This is a genomic window from Streptomyces sp. ID05-39B, assembly GCF_033794725.1.
Taxonomy (GTDB): domain Bacteria; phylum Actinomycetota; class Actinomycetes; order Streptomycetales; family Streptomycetaceae; genus Streptomyces; species Streptomyces bobili.
On record NZ_JARGEF010000120.1, the window covers coordinates 1 to 23,203 of the forward strand.

Annotated in this window: 16 protein-coding genes and 6 pseudogenes; 9 read left to right on the forward strand and 13 right to left on the reverse strand. The window is 68.6% G+C overall.

All coding sequences use genetic code 11. The annotated features are described in order from the left end of the window. Window positions 1-1,178: 1,178 nt before the first annotated feature. The 4 genes from P1P75_RS24000 to P1P75_RS24015 all read right to left on the reverse strand — a co-directional run bounded on the left by P1P75_RS24000 (window position 1,179) and on the right by P1P75_RS24015 (window position 4,117). Window positions 1,179-2,474, reverse strand: coding sequence for an MFS transporter (locus P1P75_RS24000; RefSeq protein WP_319258678.1), 1,296 nt, complete (start codon window positions 2,472-2,474; stop codon window positions 1,179-1,181). Further along, window positions 2,471-3,010: a winged helix-turn-helix domain-containing protein gene (locus P1P75_RS24005; protein WP_319258702.1), complete on the reverse strand. Its 540-nt coding sequence runs from the start codon at window positions 3,008-3,010 to the stop codon at window positions 2,471-2,473. Before P1P75_RS24005 ends, P1P75_RS24000 begins: the two co-directional genes overlap by 4 nt. A gap of 142 nt (window positions 3,011-3,152) precedes the next feature. Further along, window positions 3,153-3,329 carry a DUF6233 domain-containing protein gene (locus P1P75_RS24010; RefSeq protein WP_319258704.1) on the reverse strand — a complete coding sequence of 59 codons (177 nt, stop codon included), beginning with the start codon at window positions 3,327-3,329 and terminating at the stop codon, window positions 3,153-3,155. A 257-nt stretch (window positions 3,330-3,586) separates the two neighbouring features. Next, window positions 3,587-4,117, reverse strand: coding sequence for a peptidoglycan-binding protein (locus tag P1P75_RS24015; protein WP_319258706.1), 531 nt, complete (start codon window positions 4,115-4,117; stop codon window positions 3,587-3,589). A 162-nt stretch (window positions 4,118-4,279) separates the two neighbouring features. Here P1P75_RS24015 and P1P75_RS24020 point away from each other — a divergent pair. Continuing rightward, window positions 4,280-4,742, forward strand: a pseudogene (locus P1P75_RS24020) (hypothetical protein); the annotation flags it as partial. A gap of 69 nt (window positions 4,743-4,811) precedes the next feature. Continuing rightward, entirely contained in the window at window positions 4,812-5,246 is a 435-nt protein-coding gene (locus tag P1P75_RS24025; RefSeq protein WP_319258680.1) for a DUF2809 domain-containing protein, read from the forward strand. 277 nt (window positions 5,247-5,523) lie between these two features. Here P1P75_RS24025 and P1P75_RS24030 read toward each other — a convergent pair whose 3' ends face one another. Beyond that, window positions 5,524-7,050, reverse strand: a complete 1,527-nt coding sequence (locus P1P75_RS24030; RefSeq protein ID WP_319258682.1) for a family 43 glycosylhydrolase — start codon at window positions 7,048-7,050, stop codon at window positions 5,524-5,526. A 353-nt stretch (window positions 7,051-7,403) separates the two neighbouring features. Beyond that, window positions 7,404-7,873 (reverse strand): annotated as a pseudogene (locus P1P75_RS24035) (transposase); the annotation flags it as partial. 434 nt (window positions 7,874-8,307) lie between these two features. Here P1P75_RS24035 and P1P75_RS24040 point away from each other — a divergent pair. Beyond that, entirely contained in the window at window positions 8,308-9,171 is an 864-nt protein-coding gene (locus tag P1P75_RS24040) for an alpha/beta hydrolase (protein ID WP_319258684.1), read from the forward strand. 376 nt (window positions 9,172-9,547) lie between these two features. On the opposite strand, the gene P1P75_RS24045 is transcribed toward P1P75_RS24040, so the two are convergent. Continuing rightward, entirely contained in the window at window positions 9,548-10,141 is a 594-nt protein-coding gene (locus P1P75_RS24045; RefSeq protein ID WP_319258686.1) for a TetR/AcrR family transcriptional regulator, read from the reverse strand. Between the two features lie 449 nt (window positions 10,142-10,590). Between P1P75_RS24045 and P1P75_RS24050 the strand changes: the two genes are divergently transcribed. Further along, a complete protein-coding gene (locus tag P1P75_RS24050) occupies window positions 10,591-11,274 on the forward strand; it encodes a hypothetical protein (protein WP_319258688.1) in 684 nt (227 codons plus the stop codon). 240 nt (window positions 11,275-11,514) lie between these two features. Here P1P75_RS24050 and P1P75_RS24055 read toward each other — a convergent pair whose 3' ends face one another. Next, window positions 11,515-11,736: a hypothetical protein gene (locus P1P75_RS24055; protein ID WP_319258690.1), complete on the reverse strand. Its 222-nt coding sequence runs from the start codon at window positions 11,734-11,736 to the stop codon at window positions 11,515-11,517. Between the two features lie 203 nt (window positions 11,737-11,939). On the opposite strand from P1P75_RS24055, the gene P1P75_RS24060 reads away from it, so the two are divergent. Further along, window positions 11,940-13,673: an ATP-binding protein gene (locus tag P1P75_RS24060; RefSeq protein WP_319258692.1), complete on the forward strand. Its 1,734-nt coding sequence runs from the start codon at window positions 11,940-11,942 to the stop codon at window positions 13,671-13,673. A 252-nt stretch (window positions 13,674-13,925) separates the two neighbouring features. Here the strand turns inward: P1P75_RS24060 and P1P75_RS42075 are convergent. From P1P75_RS42075 to P1P75_RS24065, 3 genes and pseudogenes are all read right to left on the reverse strand, one after another. Beyond that, window positions 13,926-14,204: pseudogene (locus P1P75_RS42075) on the reverse strand (DUF6082 family protein); the annotation flags it as partial. Further along, window positions 14,203-14,370 (reverse strand): annotated as a pseudogene (locus P1P75_RS42080) (DUF6082 family protein); the annotation flags it as partial. The pseudogenes P1P75_RS42075 and P1P75_RS42080, both read right to left, overlap by 2 nt. 451 nt (window positions 14,371-14,821) lie before the next feature. Then, a complete protein-coding gene (locus P1P75_RS24065; RefSeq protein ID WP_319258694.1) occupies window positions 14,822-15,820 on the reverse strand; it encodes a WYL domain-containing protein in 999 nt (332 codons plus the stop codon). Window positions 15,821-15,934: 114 nt separating this feature from the next. On the opposite strand from P1P75_RS24065, the gene P1P75_RS24070 reads away from it, so the two are divergent. Together P1P75_RS24070 and P1P75_RS24075 are read left to right on the forward strand one after the other, a co-directional pair. Then, window positions 15,935-17,338, forward strand: a complete 1,404-nt coding sequence (locus P1P75_RS24070; RefSeq protein WP_319258696.1) for an MFS transporter — start codon at window positions 15,935-15,937, stop codon at window positions 17,336-17,338. 240 nt (window positions 17,339-17,578) lie between these two features. After that, a pseudogene (locus P1P75_RS24075) lies at window positions 17,579-17,928 on the forward strand (transposase); the annotation flags it as partial. A gap of 154 nt (window positions 17,929-18,082) precedes the next feature. Here the strand turns inward: P1P75_RS24075 and P1P75_RS24080 are convergent. After that, a pseudogene (locus P1P75_RS24080) lies at window positions 18,083-18,271 on the reverse strand (IS1380 family transposase); the annotation flags it as partial. Window positions 18,272-18,402: 131 nt separating this feature from the next. Here P1P75_RS24080 and P1P75_RS24085 point away from each other — a divergent pair. Beyond that, a complete protein-coding gene (locus P1P75_RS24085) occupies window positions 18,403-19,425 on the forward strand; it encodes an FAD-binding oxidoreductase (RefSeq protein WP_319258708.1) in 1,023 nt (340 codons plus the stop codon). A gap of 397 nt (window positions 19,426-19,822) precedes the next feature. On the opposite strand, the gene P1P75_RS24090 is transcribed toward P1P75_RS24085, so the two are convergent. Next, window positions 19,823-21,997, reverse strand: a complete 2,175-nt coding sequence (locus tag P1P75_RS24090; protein ID WP_319258698.1) for a glycogen debranching N-terminal domain-containing protein — start codon at window positions 21,995-21,997, stop codon at window positions 19,823-19,825. A gap of 254 nt (window positions 21,998-22,251) precedes the next feature. On the opposite strand from P1P75_RS24090, the gene P1P75_RS24095 reads away from it, so the two are divergent. After that, on the forward strand, window positions 22,252-23,203 hold a 952-nt coding region (locus P1P75_RS24095; protein ID WP_319258700.1), incomplete at its 3' end, for a LacI family DNA-binding transcriptional regulator.

The window sequence follows — 23,203 nt, forward strand, 5'->3', positions numbered from 1 at the left end:
AGACGACACTCGGGCCCTCAACCTGCCCAGCCTCAGCCCACAGCACGAAAACGGTCCACCGACTCCGTCGGCGGACCGTCACGCAAGATCGAGGTTAAGGCGCGAGCCCGCCGAGCATTACATGCTGATCCGGGTGGGCCGGAACAGAACTCGGGGCGTATGGGCGGTCCTCCGTCCGAGGCCGCCTGCGCACCCTTCGGTGAGGCTTGGTCAGCCGGCTTCCTCGGCGGGAGACGATCGGCGGGGAGATCGGGTGACTCGGAGGACATGTGCCTGATGGGGTTGGCACCGATCACCACCTCCGCCCCGTGCGGCGCCAACAAGGTCGTTCGGGCAGGGCCGAAAGCCCTGTGTGGCCCGCTGACGGTCATTCATGGAGCCCGATGACATCGGCTCCCTTGGGTTCGGCTGTGGAAGGCACCATGCTGCGGGTCGTTTTTGCGTGCAATGCCCGTTAGTTGGGATTCGCTGCCTCAGGCAAGGACGTGTCAGACGCATCGCGTGACGGACTCGTTCGAGCCGTTCTTGCGCCAGCTCCATGAAGAGGCAGCAGATGCGCATACCGACCGGATGCCAGCCGACCAGGAACTCTTCGGAGCACTCCTCTATCTCGCGACCTCGCGACCTCGCGCCCTCAGGACGTGAGCGTGCGTCGGGCATCAGCGATCGTGTCGGCGACGGGTTGTGGGAGTATCTCCGGCCCTGTGGCGCGGACCGGAGCGCTGGTCGCCGACACGGCCTGGGGGGTGACGAAACCGAGGGATCGGAGACGAATGCGGGAGGTCTTGCGGACCGAGACTTCGTGGTCAGTTACGAACAGCCGTCTGCCGCGGATCTGGACGGCGCTTCGTTCCTTCGCAGTTGGATGCTGACGGAGGGGGCTTCTGAAGCACTCAACGCATTCGCAGCGGGACGCCTGTATGTCGTGGACGTCATCTGGCTTGGATAGCGCCACGACCGCTCAGTGGCCCGAGGACGAAGGCTGGGCAACGGGTTCACGGCCGTCGCCGCCTCCCATGCTGCGCGGCTGACGGCCCAGAATTCGGGCCGGCTCGTCCGTGTGGCTCTGTTCACGAGAACCGACAGCAGATGTTCACCACTTCGGGAGGCACCTGGTAACCCCCGAAATCGAACTGCTTGAGCCTCGTGACATCGTCGTGACGCCTTCGCGGCAGGCGTCACAACACGTCAGGTGCACTCTTCCGGGCGGGATCCTTGTATGCCGGGTGATCAGGACCGCCGGCCGGGTCGGCGGCACGCAGCGCCGCTTCGACTCGGCGGTTTTTGGTCATGGATGCCGTGACGACCGTCATCGCCAGGAGGAGGACGGCGGCGGTGTAGAGCGGGGTGCGGATGTCGTAGGTGGTGGCCAGCCAGCCGCCGAGGAAGGCCCCGATGGGGGCGGCGCACATGGCCAGCATGCGGGAGGTGGAGGCGACCCGGCCCATGAGGTGGGCCGGGACGATGGCCTGCCGGAGGGAGGGTCCGAGCACCATCGTGGCGCCCATGCCGGCCCCGCAGACGGCGAGCGCCAGCCCGGCCACGTACGGGTTCGGGGCAGCGGCCAGGCCGAGGATGGCAAGCCCTTCGACTGCGGCCGTGCAGGTCAGCGCTGTGCCGGTGCCGAGTCGTCGGCCAAGGTAGGAGGCGATGCCTGCACCGAGCAGGCCGCCGGTGGCCTCCGCCGTGAGGAGCAGGCCGAAGCCGTGGGTGTCGATGCCGAGACGGTCGTGCGCGAAGAGGGCCAGAACGGTCTCCACGGCGAGGAATGCGACGTTCCCGACCGCCGGACGGAGCGCGAGCCCGAGCAGCAACCGGTTCCGGAAGACGTACGAGGCCCCGGCCCGCGTCTGCCGAAGCAGCGACTCGCGGACCTCCGGCACGGGCCGGGGCATGATGGGAAGCGACCGTACGAGCACTGCCGAGAGCATGAACGACACCGCGTCGGCGAACAGCGGAACCGCCCGCCCGAGCGCGAGCAGCGCACTGCCCGCAGGCGGCCCCGCGAAGCCGGACATGGCGGTCTGGGCTCCGCGCAAGCGAGAGTTGGCCCGCTCCAGGAGTGCAGGGTCGCGGCCGAGCAGATCCGGCAGATAGGCCGTGGCGGCCGTGTCGAAGAAGAGTCCGCCGAGGCCGAGCAGGAAGGCGACGGCCGCGAGCAGCGCAATGCTCAGCACGTCGAGCGCGGCCGCCGCCGCCGGTATCGCCAGCAGCACCGCACGCGCCGCGTCCGCGACCCACATCGTGCGCCGACGGTCCCAGCGGTCCACCAGCGCACCGCCGAGTACCCCGAAGAGCAGCCACGGCAGCGTCCCGGCGGCCGTGACGACGGCGAGCGCCATCGGATCCCGCGTCAAAGTCAACGCGAGCAGCGGCAGCGCGGCATGCGAGACCCCGTCACCGAGCGAGGACACCGTCTGCGCAGCCCACAGCCGTCCGAACCCGGTCGGCAACTTCCGAACGTCTGAGGTCACTTGGCGCCCCCCTCGGCCTGCTCGCGCGATGCTGGGTGGAACAGCGCGAAGACGAGTGACGCGTCCGGCAGCGACGGATCGGACAGCTCCCGGTACTCGTCCGCCAGTGCTTGCAGCCGCGCCCCCAGCTCCGTGAACTGCTCCTCGGTGAGCCGCAGATGCGCCATCCGTACGTGCCGCTCGCCATCCATCGGCGACGCCTCCAGGTCCGCCACCGCATGCCGCATCAGCACATCCGGCCCTCCCGCGCCCGGATCCGGCAGCACGATCGATCGTGCGGCCATCGCGTAGTACCGCTCGGTGACCCCCCGCACCTTCCGCGTCCGTACCACCTTCACCAAGCCCGCCCGCTCCAGCAGCCGCACGTGATAGCTGGAACTCCCCTTCGCAAGGCCCACCTGCTCGGCGATCTGCGTAATCGTCGCCGGCTCGAAGCGGAGCACGGCCATGATCCGGTGGCGCGTGAGATTGGAGACGGCGCGCAGTTGCTCGTTTGTGGTGACGTGAAACGTCTCGGGGAGATCATCGGTAGGCATACCAGCAATGGTCAACGATCCTTGACCATTGAGCAAGGGATTTCGCGCGGACCTCCAGAGCCTGCAGTCCGGCGCGCGAGACCTTTGGTCGAAGTCCCTCACCTGCTGCCGATTCGGGCATCTGTGGCAGATCGGACCAAGATCAATTGCAGAGGTCGATGATGTCCAGCTGTGCGTCGGGCCGGCAATGCGTGCAGGCCCGCAGTCCGCCGGCCAGGAGGCGGCGGACTTCGTCGCGGCCGACTGCCCGTCGGCGTTTGCCAGTCATGTAGCAGTTGCCGACGTGGACTGTTGTGCCTGACCGCTTGCCGTGAAGCATCGGACTGCAGGGGGCGAAGCCCACGGGGGAGAGGCCGGGGCGGGCGCGGTGCCAGCGTGCGAGGTGGCGCCACCGGCCGGAACGTCGCGGGCGACGCTGACGTCGGCTGCGTCCGGGGGGTGTGGAGCGTGGTCGGCGGAAGTGCCCCGCGAGAGCGCGGCTGGGAGTGGTCGGTCATGGGCCGTGCGACTTCTGCTCACCGCGACCGAGGACCGCACGGTCCACTTCCACCAGCTGCGCCGCGGCACCCCGGACCATCATGTCGGTCGGCTGGCCGAAGCCACTGCTCCGGCTGCCGTAGTGGATACTTCTGCTGCCGGTCGCGGTCCTGACGGCGGCAGGTGCCGCATACAGTATGCGAGGTTGACGAGGGCCGACCAGGTGGCCGGGCCCACGATGCCGTCGGCGACGAGATGACGATCAGTCTGGAAGGCGGCCACGGCCTCGGTGGTCCCCTGGCCGAAGACTCCGTCGGCGGCCACGGGGTGGCCGTGGGCGGTGAGCAGGCGATGGGCGGCCATCACCACAGGACCTCGGTCACCGGCACGGACGTTGACGATCAGGGCGTGCCAAGTGTCCGGGCCGATGATGCCGTCGTTGGCGAGGGAGTGGTCTCGCTGATAGGCGGTCACTTGTTCAGTCGTCGCGGGGCCGAAGACCGCGTCAGCGTCGCCACGGTACCCGTGGGCTGCGAGCAGGAGCTGAATCGCGGCGACAGTCTCGCCCTCGGCGCCGGACCTGACGAGGGGCCACGCACGGGGTCCGGTTCCGCGCTGGCGCGCCTCCATCCCGCGCGGCGCGGGAGGCGGGGTCTGTGTCGGGGCCACTCCGGCATCGCCTCCACGAAGCAGACGACGGACAGCTGGCCGACGGACGCGATACGCACGTCCTCGCCCTCGAAGTCACCTTCTCTGTCAAGTTCAGCGTGTTGAAGCTCCAGGGCCCTCCGGTCCGGACGGCCCGGAGGGCCGGACGAGTACGCCGAACCACTCCTGGTACGGGACGCGTCTTCCGCGGGGAGGACCTGCACGTCAAGGTCACCGCCCCGTCCGCGGGCAGCAGCGACGTCTGCGTGTGCACCGCCTGGTGACCCGGCCCGCGAGCCTGCCCGTCCTCGACGAGCCGACCAACCGCACCGCGCTCGACCTGGTCGAGGACTTTCAGGCGGCACTCGCGACGTACCCTGGCGCGGTAGTCATGGAAGCGCATCGGTCGCGAAGGCACGAGTCCGGCGAACGACCAGGGCGGCGCCGCTGGGTCATCGAGCGTACGCTGTCCTGGCTGTCCGGCTACCGCACAATCACCTCCGCCACGAGCCAAGTCCCCTCAGCCACCTGGCCTTTCGCGAACCCACCGCAACCTTGGGCTCTCGCAACAGACGCGTCCGCCTCAGGGCGTAGGAGACGGCCTTGATCGGTCTCGCACGCTGCGCCCGGCCTGCGGTGTGCTGCATCAGGGTGACCGGTCCGGCAGTATGACCTTGTGGCCCGCATCTTCGAAACCTCTGCCGGCGCCGCCGACCGGGCAGGCATCCGCTTGGCGGCGGCCGGCGCCGCGGTGGTGACCGTCGGCGCGGGGCTGGGCCTCAGGGCTGCGACAGCGGGGAACGTGGCCAAGTACGGCGGAGATGCGCTGTACACCGCTCTGTTGCTCGCGCTTGTCGTTCTGGTGGCGCCGCGGGTCACGCCCCTGATGGCCGCCGGAAGTGCGCTGGCCGTCAGTTGGGCAGTTGAGTTCCTACAGCTCAGCCAGGTGCCGGCAGAACTCTCGGAGCGCAGCACCCTCGCCCACCTCATTCTTGGATCTACCTTCAACGCACCCGACCTGTTCTGGTACGCAGTCGGCGCCTCGGCGGGCTGGCTCATCCACACTGCAGCGGGTTCCTTCTCCTCACGCCGTGGTACCAGGCGCGGTTGAGGCCACTACCTCGTAGGACTCCGTCATGCCTTCAAGGTCGGGCTCTTCCTGGGCAGGTTGGGCGTGGGGAAGCACACGCGGACCGGTAGAGCCGCCCCGCGGCGGGCCGCACCGCATGGTGCCGGCGACGGGCTCCAGGCAACCGAGGTCGTCGGTTGTACACCTCCGGCGGCTACGAGCCGTGCGCCGAGTCCTGCTACTGCCGCTTGCACGAGCTGATCCGCTGCTTCGGGAAGCGGCCGTAGCCGTCGGAGGTCCCCACCATCAGGGCCGGGTATCAGGCCGTCGTGGGCACGAGCCGCCACTGCTGGCAGTTGTTGTTCAGCCACGTCCACTGGCGTACGTCGGCGCCGTTGGCGGTGCCGCAGTTGGCGACGTCGGCGACCTTGCCGGTGGCGGCGTTGACAATCCGTACGTAGTCGCCGCCGGTGTAGACGAGCCGGGACTTCTGACAGTTGCTGTTGAGCCAGGACCACTGCCGGATGTCGGCGCCGTCGGCCGTGGAGCAGTCGGCGGTGTCCACGACCTTGCCGGTGGCCACGTTCACCAGGCGGCTGGTGTCGTCGGCCATGTCCTCGACGCGCCACTTCTGGTTGGCGCCGCCGTTACACGTCCACTGAAGGATGTTGGTGCCGTCGGCGGTGTTGCCGCCATTGACGTCGAGGCACTTGCCGCTGTTACGGTTGACGATGGTGTACGCGGTCGGGGTGGTCGCGGTCTCGCCCGAGGGGCCGGCCAGCGTCGTCCCCGTGGCGACCGGGGTGCCGAAGTTGGGCGTGCCGTCGGCGTTCCATGTGAACTTCTGCGCGCGGGTGGTACGGGCGTTGCCGCAACCGCCGTTGGCCGAGCTGTTGGCGTGGTAGACGATCCAGTTCTCGGTGCCGTCGGGCGAGGTGAAGAACCCGTTGTGGCCAGGCGCGTAAACCCCGGCCGCGTCGTTTCGCTGGAAGACCGGTGTCTGCTTCTTCGTCCAGGAGGCGAGGCTCAGCGGGTCGCTGCCGGTCAGCTCCAGCTGACCCAGTTTGTAGTCGGCCGTCCCGCAGGCACTGGCCGAGTAGGTCAGGAAGGTGCGCCCGTTGCGATACAGCGGCTCAGGGCCCTCGTTGACCGGGCCGCCCTGGGTCTCCCAGCTCAGGGTGGGGCTGGAGATGATCGTGAAGGGGCCGCTGAGCGTGTAGGGGTTGCTCAGCGGGGCGATGACCAGGCTCTGCGTACTCCCATTGATCTTGCCGCTGCCGAGCAGGTACAGCTTGTTGTCGTGCTTGAGGACACTGGCGTCGATCAGCCAGCCCTGCGCGGCGGCCGGGCCCGGAGTGAGGCTGGCGTCGGTGAGGATGTTCTTGTACGTGTATGTGCCCATAGGGTCGGTGCCCGCACTCTCCAGCACATGCGTGCGCTGGGTGTCGCAGCAGGCGGCGCCACTCTGCGCAGCCGAGTAGTACAGGTACCACTTACCGTCGAGGAAGTGAATCTCCGGCGCCCAGATGTTGCCGTTGCGGCCCGCGGTCGTATCCGACCAGATCTCCACGCTCGGGGCGGTACTCAGCCCGGCGAGAGTCGGGGACTTGCGCATGGTCAGCTTATTGGTGAACGAGGTCGTCACCAGGTAGTAGCTGCCGTCGTAGTACTCCAGCCAGGGATCAGCGCCCTTCTGTGACTTGACCGGGTTTGCGTACGGCTTGCCGTCGGCCGCGGTGGCGGGTTGCGTGGCGACGAGAGACAGGGACACGATCAGGGACAGCAGGGCTGCCCCGAGGATCGACCAGCGACGACTCGACCGTTGACTGTTCAGGGTGTGGTGCACGGGTGATCCTTCCGGCGGCTCGTCCAAGTGGCTCGCCCCAGCCGCTCGTTCGAGATGGCGAACATTGTGCGTAACTGCGGACGAAAGGTAGAGGTGGGTCCGGAGTGGCGTCAATGGGCAGGACGAGGTCGGTATCCCGAACGCCGCCGACCAGTCGAACATCCGCCCTCAGTCGTACTGAAATGCCAGGTCGGGCGCGCCCTGAAGCTGGAGATCGGCGGGTAGGAACACGAGCACCGCCAGCGCTCGGGACCGAGTGCGCTGCTCACCGGCGGAGCCGTGGGTGAACACCGAAGGTGCCCTCCTTCCGGATGTGGTCTGTCAAACGAGCGCTGTAAATGGGGTTGTTAAAGTTACTGACGTGCTGCGGAGAGGCAGCCGTCGAAGGTGATGTCGAAGGCGTTCAGTGCGGTTTTCCAGCGCATGGTCCAGCGGGCTTGTCCCTTGCCGGTGGGGTCCAGGGGCATGATCGCCATGTAGACGCACTTCAACGCGGCCTGCTCGTGGGGGAAGTGTCCGCGGGCCTTGACCGCCCCCGACGGATCCTGGCGTTGACGGATTCGATCGCGTTCGTCGTGCAGACGATGCGGCGGATCTCCGTGTCGAACCGGAGGAACGGCGTGAACTCCTCCCACGCGTTCTCCCAGAGCCGCACGATCGCCGGGCATTTCCTGCCCCAGGCGTCGGCGAACTCGGCGAACCGATCGAGTGCGGCCTCTTCGGTCGCCGCGGTGTAGACGGGCTTGAGGACACGCGCGATCTTGTCCCAGTCCTGGCGGGCGGCATAGCGGAATCCGGGGCGCAGCCAGTGCGTCGTCCTCACGCCGGGCATCGATGCCATGACCGCTGTACAGATCGTCGGCTGTCCCCGGTCCGGGACCCGGACGGCCACGACTTGCCGGTCATGACCGGCGTCTCGTGGCCGCCGGCGTAGGTGAGCCGCTCCTGCCCTGGTGGTTCGCTGCGCTGGTGCACCCCCGACGCCCGGGGAATCCGTGATTCCGTCGCTGTGCATTCCGTTCGGCCTGCCCACTTGCATCCCGATGGAATTATGGTCATGCTTCAATGGTCGACGGGTTGTTCAGGCACCTGATCCAAGGGGTTTCCCGCTTCCTGGGCCTCCTCCGACCGCCGACCCCCGGCTGCAGCCGCAGCCGCAGCCGCAGCCGGGAGCCCCGGGAACCGCTCTGCGCCCACCTGCGAGGAAGCAGAGGTCGGCGCACAGTGGCGGCAATCCTCACATCGAAGGGCACGACCGTGAAACGCGAAACACGAGGCAACATGGTGACGTCGTACAAGAACGCGCAGACCCGCACCGTCACCGCCGACGGAGTGACCTTCGCCTACCGCGACCTCGGCCCCCGGACCGGCATGCCGGTCATCTTCATCACCCACCTCGCCGCGGTCCTGGACAACTGGGACCCCCGGGTCGTCGACGGCATCGCCGCCAAGCACCGGGTGATCACGTTCGACAACAGGGGCGTGGGCGCCTCCACCGGCGTGACGCCGAAGACCATCGAGGAGATGGCCAAGGACGCCGTCACCTTCATCCGGGCGCTGGGCTTCGAGCAGGTCGACGTCCTCAGCTTCTCGATGGGCGCCATGATCGCCCAGGTGATCGCCGAGACCGATCCGCAGCTCATCCGCAGGCTGATCCTCGCGGGCACCGGTCCGGCCGGCGGCGAGGGCATCAAGAACGTGACCCGGATCTCGCACTACGACACCCTCCGGGCACTGCTCAGCCTTCAGGACGTGAAGCAGTTCCTCTTCTTCACCCGCACCGCGAACGGGCGCCGGGCCGGCAAGGAGTTCCTGGCCCGCCTGAAGGAGCGCACCAAGGACCGGGACAAGGCGATCCGCCTCACCTCCTACTTCTCCCAGCTCAAGGCCATCCACCGCTGGGGGCTGGCACGGCCGCAGGATCTGTCCGTCATCCAGCAGCCCGTGCTCGTCGCCAACGGTGACAACGACAGGATGGTTCCGACGTCGAACTCGTACGACATGGACCGGCGACTGCCGAACTCCGAGCTGGTGATCTACCCCGACGGCGGACACGGCGGCATCTTCCAGTACCACGAGCAGTTCGTGCCGACGGCTCTCCAGTTCTTCGGCCGGCCGTAGGGCCGCGGTGCGGTGTGCGTACCGGGCCAAGGACGCTGACTCAGAGCCGTGACGCCCAGCGGGCGTCACGGCTCTCGTCACGTGCTCGACGTAACTGACCTGCTCGCCTCTCGGCCCTGCGGCGCCGAGGCGGTTGTCGTGCGGGATGGCGATGAGGAGACCGGTCGACGTCCCGTTCGGGCACCAGGACCCAGGACGCAGGACCCAGGACCCAGGACCCAGGCCCAGGACCTGCGCTGCCGCTACGGGGTATGTCGAACGGGCGCAGAGTCGGCCGCCGTGCGAGCGCAGGACCCCCGCGCCGGCCGCTTCCGAGATCGCAGTTGCCCCGGGGACCACCCGCTCACGCGGCACCGGCGTCCCGGCCCGTGCCAGGTCATCCAGCCGGTGCTGACGTGCATCGCGCGATGGCGAGGGCGTTCTCGATTCCCTGCTCGAGGACCTCGTCGGAGAACCTTTGGTCGGAGAGCGCGCGGGACAGCTGCAGCGTTCCCACCGCCAGGGTGAAGAGCCCGACGGCCTGACCGCGGGCGGACTGCGGATCCTCGGGTGCCAGGCGGGCGGCGAACTCGTCCACGATGGCTTTGGCACCGTGGGTGTAGGCGTCCTTGGTTCCGTCACCGCAGCGGCCGATCTCGTCCAGCAGGGCGGCGTTCGGACAACCGTTGCCGGGGTTGTCCCGGTGCTCGGGCGACAGATACGAGCGGATGAGATCCTCGAGGCCCTCGCGGCCGGGCCGCAGCGTGCCGAACTGCTCCACCTGCGCGCGCAGCTGCTCGGCGACGACGTGAGCGACGAGGTCGTCCTTGGACTCGAAGTGGGCGTAGAAGGCCCCGTTGGTGAGTCCGGCGTCCGACATCAGCGTGGAGATGCCGGAGCCGTCGATGCCGTCCTGCTTGAACCGGTGGCCGGCCCGCTCGATGATCCGCTGCCGCGTCACCTGCTTGTGCTCCTTGGTGTAACGCGCCACAGGGTTCCTCCCCAACGTTGCCGGACCATTGCCTTGTATCTCATCCTAATCCATGGTCTGACGCACGTAATATTATCGTCGGCAGGTGATTGTTGGCCGATCTATCGCCCAGCAGACGGCAGGCTTGGCTCGACCGCCCCCACCCGCAGAACCAGGAGAGCAATGATGGAGCCCACGTACGGTGTGCGGCACAGCCCGCCATCTGGGCCGACGAGTGTTCCGGAGCGTAGAGGTCGCCGTCGTCGCCGGGGACGCTGCGCCAAACGCATCGCCGGCGCGACGGGAGCCGGGGCGCGTAGCGGGTGTCGTCGCACCGTTGGCCCGTGCCAAGGGACGCTGCGCGTTGTCACCCGACTTTGGTGCCGAGTAGGTTCGTGCCACTGATGTCTGAAGTTGCTGGGCTGACGGGTGCACGGGCAGACCATGCACTGGAGCGGACGGGGGGCGACGTGTCGGATGCGGTCTACGGTCTGCTTGGAGCGCTGGGTGGTGCGGCTGTTGCCGGGGCCGCTGCTTACTGGGGACCGTTACAGCTGCAGAACCGGGCACGCCGCGAGGCGCAGGCCGAGCGTGCGCTGGCCCAGGCCGAGGCGGCGGAGACTCAAAGACTGGAGCTGCTGCGGGCACAGGTCGCCCGGGTGGTGCTTGTGCGCAGGTCCATCGCAGTGTGGGACGACCTCCTGAACCGAACGCTGCGCGCAATAGGGACCGAGCGCCGCGCTGACCCGGAAGAGTTCCGCCAGGCCGCAGACCATGCCCGGGCTGAGGCCAGCAGTGCCTTGTACGAAGCCCTCAATGACGGCCTCTACATCCCCATCACTGACCGCAGTTACGACGATATCGAGACGATTGACGACGAACCGGATGCTGCGGCTCGCGCTCGCGAGTCAACATGGGTCCTGGACGTTTTCGACAGGGCAACCGAGCACCTGGGGCGCGCGCTGACTCAGGCAAGGGGGAGTGGGGGGCTCCACGAAACGTTCTTGGAGGTCCAGGACGCCCACCGGTGCCGAGTCGACCTCTCTCAACGTCTTATGGAGCATGTGGAGCGCATCACTGACATCACAACGATCGAGATCCGAGGAGACCGGGCAGGGCCCGGCGGAGTTCCTCAGGGACGCAGTCCGGGGTGACGTGTAAGGCACGATGTCTCCAACCGGGCGTGTGCCTCTACGACCGTATCGAGCAGCTCGCTCATCCGACCCCTGAAGCGAACATGCAGCGTACATTTCCCGCACATTCTGGGGTCGCTGCTCGGTGGGCTGGAGCGGCAGACCCGCGCGATGCACGAGCGCAGGGCGAGGAGGTCCCCGGAGGCGGAGGCCGACTCGGGGAACCACCTGGCCCGAGGAAGCGTGCGCTTGCAGCCCGATTCATTGGCGTGTACGCCACGCTCCGTACAAACCGACGACGGCACCGACGACCATGGAGAAGCCGGCGTCCCCGACCACGATGTACACCCCTGCCGAGAGACCGAGGAGCGTGACCATTCCGATGAGGTCGAGCGCGCGATGACGTTCTGACCCGGCGGGCTGCGGCAGGGATTCGGGTGTCTGGGAAGCGCCGCTGTGCGGGGTGGGTTCGATGTCGTCCATGAGATCAGCACAAGGGCTGGTCTGCCGGTTGCCTAGCGATCCGGACAACGTCGTGGGTACCCGTACGGCACGGGCCACCCACCGAACAGCGGGCATCGGTCAGCGGCTGACGGTTCCGTTCGGGATCGTTCGACATCCTCCGTAGACGTTCATGGAACACCCCCTCTACTGTTGCTTCACACTGGAGTTGAGGGGACCTCGGTATGACGGACGGCGGTATCGCGGCAGACTCGGAGGATCTTGAGGCGGTCGCCGCCTACGACGCCGCCTATGCCAAGTTCACCGATGATTTGAACCGGCTGCACATCGAGTACGGTGCACCTTCGTATAGCGAGATCGCCAAGGCGTCGGTGCGGCCCAAACTGTCGAGAGCCGGGATCACCGAAGCACTCACGGGCAAACGTCTGCCCCCGATGCCTTCATTACTGGAGTTCGTACGAGTGGTATCGAACCCGATGCCGCCCGCTGCCGATGTTCTGCCCGCCTTCGCCGCGCATCCAGAACTTGTCGACGAATGGCGCGCCAAGTGGAGTGACGTCAAGTACCGGCAGCGGCAAGTCCAGGCACCGATGAGCCGGGTAAAGCAAGCCAGCAGGGAGATGGTTGCGGAGGCTCTGCGGGAGGCGGAAGCGCTCAGGCTCCAAGCGCACGAGCATGCGAGCAGCTTCCGCCAGCAGGCAGAGGCAGAGGCAGAGCTTGTTCGGTCCCAGGCGCACAGCGATGCTGCTGCGATTGAGGAGCACGTCCAAGAGCTGAGGTTCCGCATCGGAAGCGAGGTTGAGGACATTCGCCAGCAAGCCCAGCGTGAAGCAGCTGAAATGCTGCTGGACGCCCGGGCGCGCAGTGAGAAACTGCTGCGCGATGCCGGTGAGCAGTTGAGGAACGCCGAGACGGAGGCGGCGGAGATCGTTCGCGGGGCACGTCGCAGGCGGCGCTCGGTCCGCCCCCTGTTCGGGCGGACCAAAGCGTTACATCGGCTGCGCGATGTATCGACCAGAGTCGCCGCGGAGCTGCCCATGCTGGTCGCTCAGCTCTCGGAGGCAGATGATCCGATGGATGTCGACACCTCGGTCGAGGCAGTCGGTGTCTATGGTCGGGGCATCATCGGTCAGGTCGCCGTCGCGTTCGACAACGTCCACCGTGAGGCGGTCCGACTGGCCGCGGAGCAGGCACTGCTGCGGGGTAACGTCAACGCGATGTTCACCAACCTCTCGCGGCGCTCCCAGGGGCTTATCCAGCGCCAGATCGCGCTCATCTCCGAGATGGAAGCGCGTGAGACTGACCCGGACCAGTTGTCGTCCCTCCTTAGGTTGGATCACCTCGCTACCCGTATGCGCCGGAATGGCGAAAACCTCCTCGTCATCGCGGGCGAGGAGCCGGGCCGCCGGTGGACCCGGCCAGTCTCGCTGGGCGACGTGCTCCGGGCCGCCTCCTACGAGGTGGAGCAGTACGAGCGCATCGAGCTGGACTCGATCCCTGCGAGCGAGATATCCGGCCGAGTGGTCAGCGACCTTGTGCGCCTGCTCTCAGAGCTGCTGGAAAACGCGACCTCATTCTCGGATCCTCGGACCAAGGTCAAGGTCACCGGGCACGCTCTGCCCGACGGGCGTGTACTGGTCGAGATCCACGACGCGGGAATCGGTCTCTCCCCCGAGGACCTCAACGCGGTCAACGAGCGGCTGGCGTCGCCGCCCGCTGTGGACATCTCGGTCTCGCGCCGCATGGGGGTGTTCGTGATCGGCCGGCTGTCCCTACGGCACGGCATCCGCGTCCAACTGCGCCCCTCCGACTCCAACGGCATTACCGCCCTGGTCATGTTGCCCATGGACGTAGTTCCGCTCGGCCGTGACGGGCAGCGGATGCCCCCCAGCGGCCCTTCGACGGCGACTCCTGACAATTTGCCTTTTCGGGGCCCCTCGGCTGTAGCCGACGGCTGAAGGCCGGGCCCGTGCTGTGGAGGCTTGCCGGGAGTCCCGCCATGCGGAGTAGCCCGGCACGCCGCCTGCCAGACAATCGTTGCCTCGTCGGGCGGCGAGGCATGCGCCGGGTTTGTGAGCAGGCCCCCGGGCCTTCCATCCTTTTGTCGACGCCGTTTCCCGGACTGCACGATCATGCGGGATCGGGCAGGTGGTAGAGGGACGCGGGGTGGCCGGGCCGGCTGCCCTGGCTCGAGTGAATCCCTCGTCGACCAGGCGGACGAAGCGCTGACTGCGGCGGCCGCGCGTCGTGGCCGTGGCCTTCCAGTTCGCTCCTTGCATCTGCCAGAACTCGCGGCCGATCTCTCCGCGGAAGAGGTGGGCGGCGGCTCCGACGACGACCGGTGCGCTGAGGCGGCCGACGATGAAGTCGGCGTGCCAGAAACTGATGATGAGGTTGATGTAGGCGTGCTGTTTGGCGCGTGTGGCGGACAGGGGCCGCGGGGGCGGCCCCCAGCACACGAGGAGGTCCGAGTCGTCCAGCAGCCGCATCCGTCAGTTCCCGATGCGCGGCGAGCTGGGCGTCTTCACGGTCGTTGTGGACCTGCCGGGCCTGGTATGCGAGGGAGGCGACCACGCCGAGGAGCGCAAGGCCGGAGAACGGGATGGAGATGGTGGCATAGGTCTGGCTGATGTCGGCGAGCTCCGGCCAGTCCATGCCGTTCGGGGCCGTGTTGCGCAACAGGAACGGAGTTGCAGCGACGAGCACGACCAGGCCGAAGCACAGGGCGAACCACCCTGCGATGGTGGCCGCAAGTCAACTCATGCAGCTGTACAAGATCGCTCCTGACGCGGAGAAGGCGGCCGCCGCCCGGATCGTACTCACACACCCAGAAAACTGAAGGCTCCTCGTCCAGGACCGCAGATGAACCGGTAACCCGGCGCGGCCGGAGGGATATCCAGCCGCCGAGCGTACACGCTGGTCGTGCCGCTCGTCGCCCTCCAGGCCGTCACGGCGGCCGGCTTGTACCGGCTGAACGGCATGTGGCCGGCCCGGCAAAACAAGCGCCGACTGCCCAGAGTGCCGTCCGTACGTGCTTAGTACGCAAAATGCACGCTCCGTGGTCGGTCGGCCAGCACACGCGGTGCAGCAGGCGGCGGTCCATCCGTCACGTAGCACACCTGAGTCCTTCGTCGATGCGAGTGCGCAGGGAGCGCAGCGCCTGCCTGAGCTCTGCCGGTTGGACGTCTGTGACGTCAGCGTCGAAAGTCAGGAGCAGTCCTGCCAGCCCTGCCCATGACCACGCACCGAGCGTGAGTCGGCAGCTGGAGTCGGTGTCGTGCTCGACCGTCGACCCGCCGGGGGCGAACCGGGCGACTATGGGCGCAGGTAGTGCGACGAGCGCCGACCCGCAACATGGCCATTCCGCCAGGGTGTCGCCGCGGTCGTGCGTGCTCATGACGAAGGCGACCGGATCGCCGTGCGGGACGTCGCGGCGGTCGAAGGTTCTCCCCGTGGGCATGCGTGGTTCGAGGCGGTCGACGCGCATCGCGCGCCATCGGTCCGAGTCGGGTTCGAACGCGACGAGGTACCACCGCGCCGCCCACACGACGAGGTCGTGCGGTTCCAGCGTGAGCGTCGCCGGTTCGTCCTCGCCGGTGTAGTCCACGCAAACCACGTGCTGTCGGTTGATCGCGCCGCCGATGACGCGGATGATTTCGGCATCGATGGGTGCCGCGGGGAATTCCCAGTAGTTGCGCGCTGCTGAGACGCTGAACGACTCGGTGCGGATGCGGCTGCGGGCGGGCATCGCTTGCTGCAGCGTGGCGAGGGCGCGTGCCGAGTTCTCGCGGATGCCGGAGAGGATCGTGGGGACGGTCTGGAGCGCGACGGCCGCGGCGACTGCTTGGTCCTCGTCGAAGACGACCGGCGGCAAGCGGGTGGCGCGGCCGAGCCGGTAACCTCCGCCCACCCCGCGCACGGCCTCGATCTCGTACCCAAGCTCTCTGAGTGTGTCGATGTCGCGTCGCACGGTCCGAAGGGAGACTCCGAGCCCTTCGGCGAGCTCCTCGGCGGTCAGGGTGGCGCCGATACCGAGGATCGACAGCAGCCTGAGCGTCCTTGCGGAGGTCACAGCCATGATCCCGCCTTCCGGGAAAGCGGTCATTCGGTGGCCACTATAACTGTGACCCTGGCCGGCATGACCGCTCCACAGACATCCCGAGGGCGCACACGCGCCCCTGACGCTCCCTCAGTCCTCATCTCCGGCGCAGGCGCGAACGTGGCGCTCCTGGTCGTGCTGTTCAGCTCCTTCATGGACCTCGTCGACGCGACGATCGTCACCGTCGCTGCCCCTGCGATCGCCCGCGACATGGGAGCTGGCGACGCTCAGATCCAATGGACGATCGCCGCCTACACCCTCGCCCTGGGCGCGGGCCTGATCACGGGCGGACGGCTCGGTGATCAGCTCGGCCGCAAGCGCCTGTTCATGATCGGGCTGGCCGGGTTCATGGTCACCTCCGCGCTCTGCGCGCTCGCCGTCACTCCGGGAATGCTCATCGGCATGCGCGCCGCGCAAGGACTGGCCGCGGGGATCATGGTCCCGCAGGTGTTCGGCGTAATCCGAGCATCGTTCGCCCCGTCAGAGCGTGCCAAGGCATTCGGCGCCTACGGGGCCGTCCAGGGGCTCGCCTCGGTCGCGGGCCCACTGCTGGGCGGATTCCTCGTCGAGGCCGACCTGTTTGCTCTGGGGTGGCGCACCATCTTCTGGATCAACGTCCCCATCTCGATCCTCGCCCTCGCCGTCGGAGCGATGGTCCTGCCGGAGTCCCGTTCCGCCGCCTCTACCGCGCGACTGGACCTCGTGGGTGCCCTACTGGCGGCCTCGGGCATCCTGCTCCTCCTGCTGCCGATCATCCAGACCGAGACATGGGGATGGACCGCGGCCAGCTACGCCCTCCTGGCGGCCGGAATCATCCTGCTCACGATCTTCCTCGCATACGAGCGCAGCCTCGCCGACCGTGGAGGCGAACCCGTCTTCGACCCGACCCTGCTCAAAGTCCGCGCTTTCGCCATCGGCCTGAGCGCATCCGTGCTCTTCTTTGGCGGTATCGGGTCGTTCTTCCTCACCCTGTCGGTATACCTTCAGCTGGGCACCGGCCGGACCGCGTGGGAGACCGGCTTGGTGATCCTGCCCTATGCCCTCGGCTCGATCATCACCTCAGGAGTCGGCGTCGCTCTCGCCGCCAAGGCGGGCAGAGCCCTGCTGATCACCGGCTCACTCACCATCGCGGCATCTCAGCTCATGCTCCTGGCCGTCATCAGGGACGGCAGCGACCCCGGATTCTGGCTCCTCGCGCTCGGCCTGTTCATCGGCGGCCTCGGACTCGGTCTCGCCGCACCCATTCTCGTCAACGTCGCGCTCGCCGGTGTCCCCGGACGCAATGCGGGCGCGGCGGGCGGCGTCCTCTCCACCGTCAACCAGATCGGCGGATCCATCGGCATCGCCGTTCTCGGAACGATCTTCTTCGCCGCGGTCACCGGATCGACGACTGGTGCACCAGGGCTGGCCGACTACGGTGACGCGCTCAGCATCGTCCTCGTCGTCACCGCGGTGCTCTACCTCGTGGCGGGACTCGTGATGCTCGCACTCCCGAAGTCCGCGGCTGAGCACGTCGACCAGTGAACCCATGCGGGAGGAAAGCACACCGCTTGTCCGGTGAACGCGGCCTGGAAACCGGTCAACTCCAACTCGCGGCCCGACGTGTCCGCAGTCAGCCGACCACGGCTGACGCAGCAGCGAGCCTCGCGCTTTCATGAAGCCTGGTGTCCGGCGGGTGGTCAGACAAACGAAAAGTGCCTCTGACCAGCAAGAATGAGGATTGTCGAGGTCCCTGTTCCTGCCACTGCCGGAGGCACTTCCCAGGTGAAGAAGCGTATCGGGTTCTACCCACGTGTCCGCGTCGAGGGTGGTGGCCGGGCGGTGGTCTCCCAAGCCGGGGCGGTGCGGTCCGCGAGTCCGGCCTGGACGGTGCGATATCGGCGGCGCTGGCGCCGTGGCGCAAGCCGCGGGCTGTGCACGATCCGGGAAAAATCCTGTTGGATGTCGCGCTCGGAGTCGCTCTGGGCGGGGACTGCCTGGCCGATGTCGCCATGCTGCGGGCCGAGCCCGGCGTGTTCGGCCCGGTGGCGTCCGATCCGACGGTCTCCCGGCTCATCGACGTCCTTGCCGCAGCCGGGTCGAGGGCGCTCACCGCGATCCACACGGCGCGAGCCTTTGAGGCCGTCCAGGTCGAGGATGTCGCGGGCGGCGGCCGGGTCGCGGAGCCGGTCGCGGACGTCCTCGATCCGGTCGGCGGCGGGCGGGACGGGGGAACCGTCCGGGCCGGTGGGCAGGTGCAGATAGCCGAAGGAGATCAGGCGGATCGGACGTGATGGTCATTCCGACGGAATACGACAGCCACCGGCCGGGCTTGGAGAGCCAGTCGAGGAAGGCGTGAGTGCCGCCGGCGGAGTCGGTGCGGATCAGCGTCTGCCGTCCCCGCCGCAGGTGTGCGGGGAGCTGGGCCAGTGCGAGCTGGGCGGTCGTGATGTGGTCGGAGGCGGTGTTGGAGCCGGACGTGTGCGACCAGCGTTGGTGCCGATCCGGGCGAGGCGCTCGGCTCCGGCGGGCTCCTGCGGATGGGCGGCCTGGTGTCCCGCGTCGAATCTCGTTTTCGGGCGGACGCTGCGGACGTTACGGTCGTGAACATGTTGAGCCCATCGGTGAGTTCGGACTTGGTCGTCGTCGGTTCCGGCGTTGTCGGCGCTTCGGTGGCCTATCACGCCGCCCGGGCGGGCGCCAACGTGACGTTGGTCGAAGCTGAGCGGCCAGGCGCTGGCGTGACGGCGGACTCGTTCGCCTGGATCGGATCGTCCGGCGTGCTCAAGATTCCGGCTGCCGGGCTGCGGGCCACCGCAACGGCGGAGTACCACCGGCTCGGGGCCGAGTTGCCGGGACTCCCGGTGACCTGGTCCGGCTCGCTGAGCTGGAACAGGCAGGGCAGTGCGCCGGAGGCCGGACCCGGGCAGACGATTGTGGACGCGGCCACCGTGGCGACGCTTGAGCCCGCCCTTCGGCAGCCTCCGGAGTGGGCTGTCTGGGCGCCGGCGGACGGCGCTGTTGACTCGGTGGGCGTGACCGAGCGGCTGGTTGAGGGCGCTCGCACCCATGGAGCCCGGGTACATCTGGACACGCTGGTTACCGCGGTCCGCCGGGACGCGGCGGGCCGGATTGCCGGGGTTGAGACGACAGCGGGACCTCTCTCCGGTGCGACGGTGGTGCTGGCGGCCGGAGTTGCCACGGCCGCGCTGGGTGCGTCGGTCGGCGTGCGTGTCCCGGTCGAACCGGCGCCGTCTCCGCTGTTCCGGCTCAGCGCCCCGGCTGGTCTGGTCCGCACCGTGGTCAACACCGAGGACTTCGATCTTCGGCAGGTCGCCCCGGACCGGCTGATCGCTGCCGCGGACTCACCCGAACGGACCCTTGCCGCCGTCCGGTCCACTTTCCATGGCGCCGGGAGCGTCGAGCTGCTCAGCACCCGAATCGGAGTGCGCCCGATGCCGGCCGACGGTGAGCCGATCGTCGGCCCGGTCGCCGAGGTCCCCGGCCTCTACTTGGCAGTGATGCACTCGGCGGTCACGCTCGCCGCGGCCGTGGGCCGCCTGGTCGCGCGGGAGTTGGTCGACGGAACCGTTGAGCCGGCTCTGTCAGGTTGCCGCCCGGATCGCTTCTGACGATCCCGATGCGGTGGGCAACTCTCAGAAACGGCCCACTGCCCGAGGAAGATTTAGAAGAGCGACATCGGGGTCGCTGAACTTGTTCTCACTTATGGTTCGGGGCACTTCTGCGAATCGTTTGTGACAGCAGCGGGGGGCATGACGATCCCTCAAGCGGATTCCCCGAGTGACGACGTCGAGCGCGCCACCCCTGCTCGCGCACCGCCGAACCGGGATCGCCGTGCCGCTCGCGCCCCGGCGCGGTCGTCGGCACTCCGGTTACGCTCGCCCTCGCGCCGGATACCCCGACGCCGGCATCCGACTTCCCCGCCAGTTCAAGTCCCACCAGCGTGTTCAGTGGGGAGGGCAGGTCCGAGCGGTACCGGGCAACGTCATTCGAGGACCGGGGTGGTCTTCAGGCTCGCGAGGCCGAATGTTCCTCGGCGGTCAGTCCCGCACAGGCTGAAACCGATTCGATCCGGCCGTCCGAGTCGATGGTGATGTCGAGCGGTTCTCCCGCGAGGGTGAGTCCGGCGATGGCGAGTACGCCGACGGGGAGGGGGCCGGTGGGTCGGAGGTGGAGGCGGCCTGCGGGGACGTCGGGCTCCAGGCCGGTCATCGCGGTCATGAGGGCGATGGCTGCCGCCGCCGACCAGGCTTGGGGGCGGCAGGCGGCCGGGTAGGGGACCGGTGCGGGGGTGACCGCGCGGGCGTCTCCTCCCCACAGTTCGGGCAGCCGGTAGTCGAAGGCCGGTGCCGCGGTGAGGATGCCCTCGATGAGCCGGGCGGCCGCTTGGTGGTGTCCGGTGCGGGCGAGGCCGGTGACGGCGATGGCGGTGTCGTGGGGCCAGACGGTGCCGCAGTGGTAGCGCAGGGGGCCGTAGCCGCCGGACGTCGACGACATCGTCCGCAGTCCGTAGGCGTCGGACATGTCCGGGGCGGCGAGCCGTGCGGCGACGGCGGCGGTCTCGTCGGTGTTCAGGATGCCGGTGGCCAGGAGGTGGCCCATGTTGCTGGCGACGGAGTCGACGGGGCGGCCCGCACCGTCGAGTGCCATGGCCGGGTAGGGCCCTTGCTGGTCGGAGACCCAGAATCGGGCGCGGAAGCGGTCGGCGAGGCCTGCCGCGAAGGTCCGCCAGCGTTCGCCGTCCGGCAGTTGGAAGGCGTCGAGGAGTGCCGCTCCGGCGAGGGCCGCCTCGTAGGCGTAGCCCTGCACTTCGGCGAGAGCCAGGGGCGCTTCGGCGAGTCGGCCGTCGGCGAACCGGGCGGCGTCGCCGGAGTCCTTCCAGCCCTGGTTCGCCAGGCCGGTGCCGCTGTGGTCGATGTAGGAGAGGAAGCCGTCTCCGGCCTGGGCGGCGGCGTCGATCCAGCCGAGAGCCGCCGTGAGCGCGGGCAGCAGCGGCTCGATGTCTTCGGCGGGCAGGCCCCAGCGCCACGCGTCGTGGAGCAGGCAGATCCACAGGGGCGTCGCGTCGACGGTGCCGTAGTAGACCGGCGGCAGGACGAGGCCCATGCCGTCGTCGAAGACACCGCGCCGCACCTCGTGGAGGATCTTGCCCGGCTCTTCCTCCGTCGCCGGATCGCTGCGGGTGCCCTGCTGGGCGGCCAGCGTGCGCAGCGTGCCCAGCGCGAGCTCGGTACCCAGCGGCAGGAGCATCCGCGCGGCCCACAAGCTGTCCCGGCCGAAGAGCGTGAAGAACCACGGAACCCCTGCGGCGAGGAACGTGTCACCGGGCGACGCGGCCATGGCCATGCGCAGCGAGTGGAGGTCGTCCAGGCTCTGCGCGACGAGGGCGGGCAGGCGCCGGTCGTCGGCGGTGACCTCCGGACGCTCCCAGGTGGGCCGGGGATCGGCGGCCGTGACGACCGCGTCGGGTTCCGTGATCTCGATGGCCAGGTTCAAATCGACGCTCTCGCCCGGCTGGACCGTGAGGGTCCAGGTCAGCGTGGAGTGCTTGGCGTCGGGCGTCGCGCCGGGGGCGCTGACGGCGACGGCGACCGTGCCGTCGACCCAGCTCAACCCGCCCGCGCCGGACGACAGTTCAGCCGACGGCTGGAGAGGGTACCTGGCTGCCAGGCCCGCTTTCGCGTGCTCCAGCGGCGCGAGGTCCCCGGCGATCTCGACCCGGACGGCGACATGGACAGGCGTCGTCGCGGTGGAGCGGACGGTCAGCTGTTCGGTGAGCAGGCCGGGATTGAGAATGCGCCGCCGGTCGACCCGGACGGTCGGGTCGGGAACGGCGTCGCCGAGCGCCTGGGCCAGGCCGACGAAACGGCTGCGGCCGGGTCCGTCCGCCGCGGTCATGACCGCGACGACAGGCAGCCAGCCATCGCCGTCGCTCTCATCCCCGGACCGGCCCTCGGCTGCCGGAGGTGCCTCCCCGGTGTGCTCGCCGAACGCGGCGCCGGCGGGGCGCAGGGTCACGCGCAGCAGACTCACCGCACGCACATCGGCGTGGAAGAGCCCCTGCACGCCCGCCCCGGGGGCGGCGGCGTCGAGGTTGCCGTCCGGCTGGGACAGGATGACCGTCGGGGCGGCGAGGGTGACCGAGAGGTCGTGCAGGAGCGGCTGCCGCTCGGGTGAAGTCATGGAAGCTCCGTCCGGTGCCCTCGGATCTCGTGGGCGGTTTGTGAGGGCGATTCGTGACCGCGCCGACTCTTGACAGGCCAGGCGCCGATCGCCACAGTAACCGATTGGAACGCTAAATTTAACGTTCAAATCCAAACGGGACCGCGACACACTGCGGCGCCGCAACGGTGGATACGCTGCGGCGCAGTGAACCTATGGGAGGTGGCTCCGCGATGGCGCGAGTAACACTCGAGAGCGTGGCGCGGCATGCCTCCGTGTCGACACAGACTGTGTCCAACGTCCTCAACGCTCCGCACCGGGTGCGACCGGCGACCCTGGCCCGCGTCCAGGCCGCCATCAAGGAACTCAACTACCGCCCGAACCAGGCTTCCCGGACGCTGCGGACCCGGCGCTCACGACTGATCGGCGCCCGCATCGAGCCGCCGCGCGACGGAGTCAACGGCGCCATCCTCGCCCAGTTTCTCCAGTCGCTGACCGCCCGGACCCAGGAAGCCGGCTACCGGATCGTGGTGTTCACAGCAACCGACGACGACCACGAATGCTCCCTGTACGACCAACTGCTCGACGACCACGACCTCGACGCCTTCGTCCTGCACGCCACGCACGTCGGCGATCGCCGGACGCAATGGCTCACCGAGCGCCAGGTGCCGTTCGTGACCTTCGGCCGGCCCTGGGGAGCTGAACCCGAGGCCCCCGAGCGGCACGGCTGGGTCGATGTCGACGGCGCGCAAGGGACCCTTGCCGCGACCCGGCACCTCATCGAGGCCGGCCACCAGCGGATCGCCTTCCTCGGCTGGCCCGAGGGTTTAGAGGTCGGCGACGACCGCCGCAGCGGCTGGGCTGCCCTGCTCGCCGTGTCCGGGATCGACGCCCCGGCCGGCTACGACATGGGCGTTCCCGACGGGCTCGACACCGGCCGCAAGGCCGCCGCGGCGATGCTCGACCTGCCCAGTGCGCCGACCGCGATCGTCTGCGCGAGCGACTCGCTGGCGCTCGGGGCGTGGACCGAGATCACCGCGCGAGGACTGCGCCCGGGGATCGATGTCGCGGTGGTCGGCTTCGACGACTCCCCGACCGCGGCGGTCGTCGGCCTGAGCAGCGTGGCGCAGCCCTACGACGAGGCCGCCGCTGCTTGTCTGCGGATGCTCCAGGAACTGCTGGCAACTCCCAAACCGCCGGCCATCCCGCCCACCCCGGTCCTCCTGC

Coding starts and splice junctions, on each gene's coding strand:
- P1P75_RS24065 (WP_319258694.1), bottom strand. CDS start 15,820: ATGACCGCTTTCCCGGAAGGCGGGATCATGGCTGTGACCTCCGCAAGG.
- P1P75_RS24055 (WP_319258690.1), bottom strand. CDS start 11,736: ATGGACGACATCGAACCCACCCCGCACAGCGGCGCTTCCCAGACACCC.
- P1P75_RS24010 (WP_319258704.1), bottom strand. CDS start 3,329: ATGCTTCACGGCAAGCGGTCAGGCACAACAGTCCACGTCGGCAACTGC.
- P1P75_RS24085 (WP_319258708.1), top strand. CDS start 18,403: ATGTTGAGCCCATCGGTGAGTTCGGACTTGGTCGTCGTCGGTTCCGGC.
- P1P75_RS24090 (WP_319258698.1), bottom strand. CDS start 21,997: ATGACTTCACCCGAGCGGCAGCCGCTCCTGCACGACCTCTCGGTCACC.
- P1P75_RS24015 (WP_319258706.1), bottom strand. CDS start 4,117: ATGGAGGCGCGCCAGCGCGGAACCGGACCCCGTGCGTGGCCCCTCGTC.
- P1P75_RS24005 (WP_319258702.1), bottom strand. CDS start 3,010: ATGCCTACCGATGATCTCCCCGAGACGTTTCACGTCACCACAAACGAG.
- P1P75_RS24060 (WP_319258692.1), top strand. CDS start 11,940: ATGACGGACGGCGGTATCGCGGCAGACTCGGAGGATCTTGAGGCGGTC.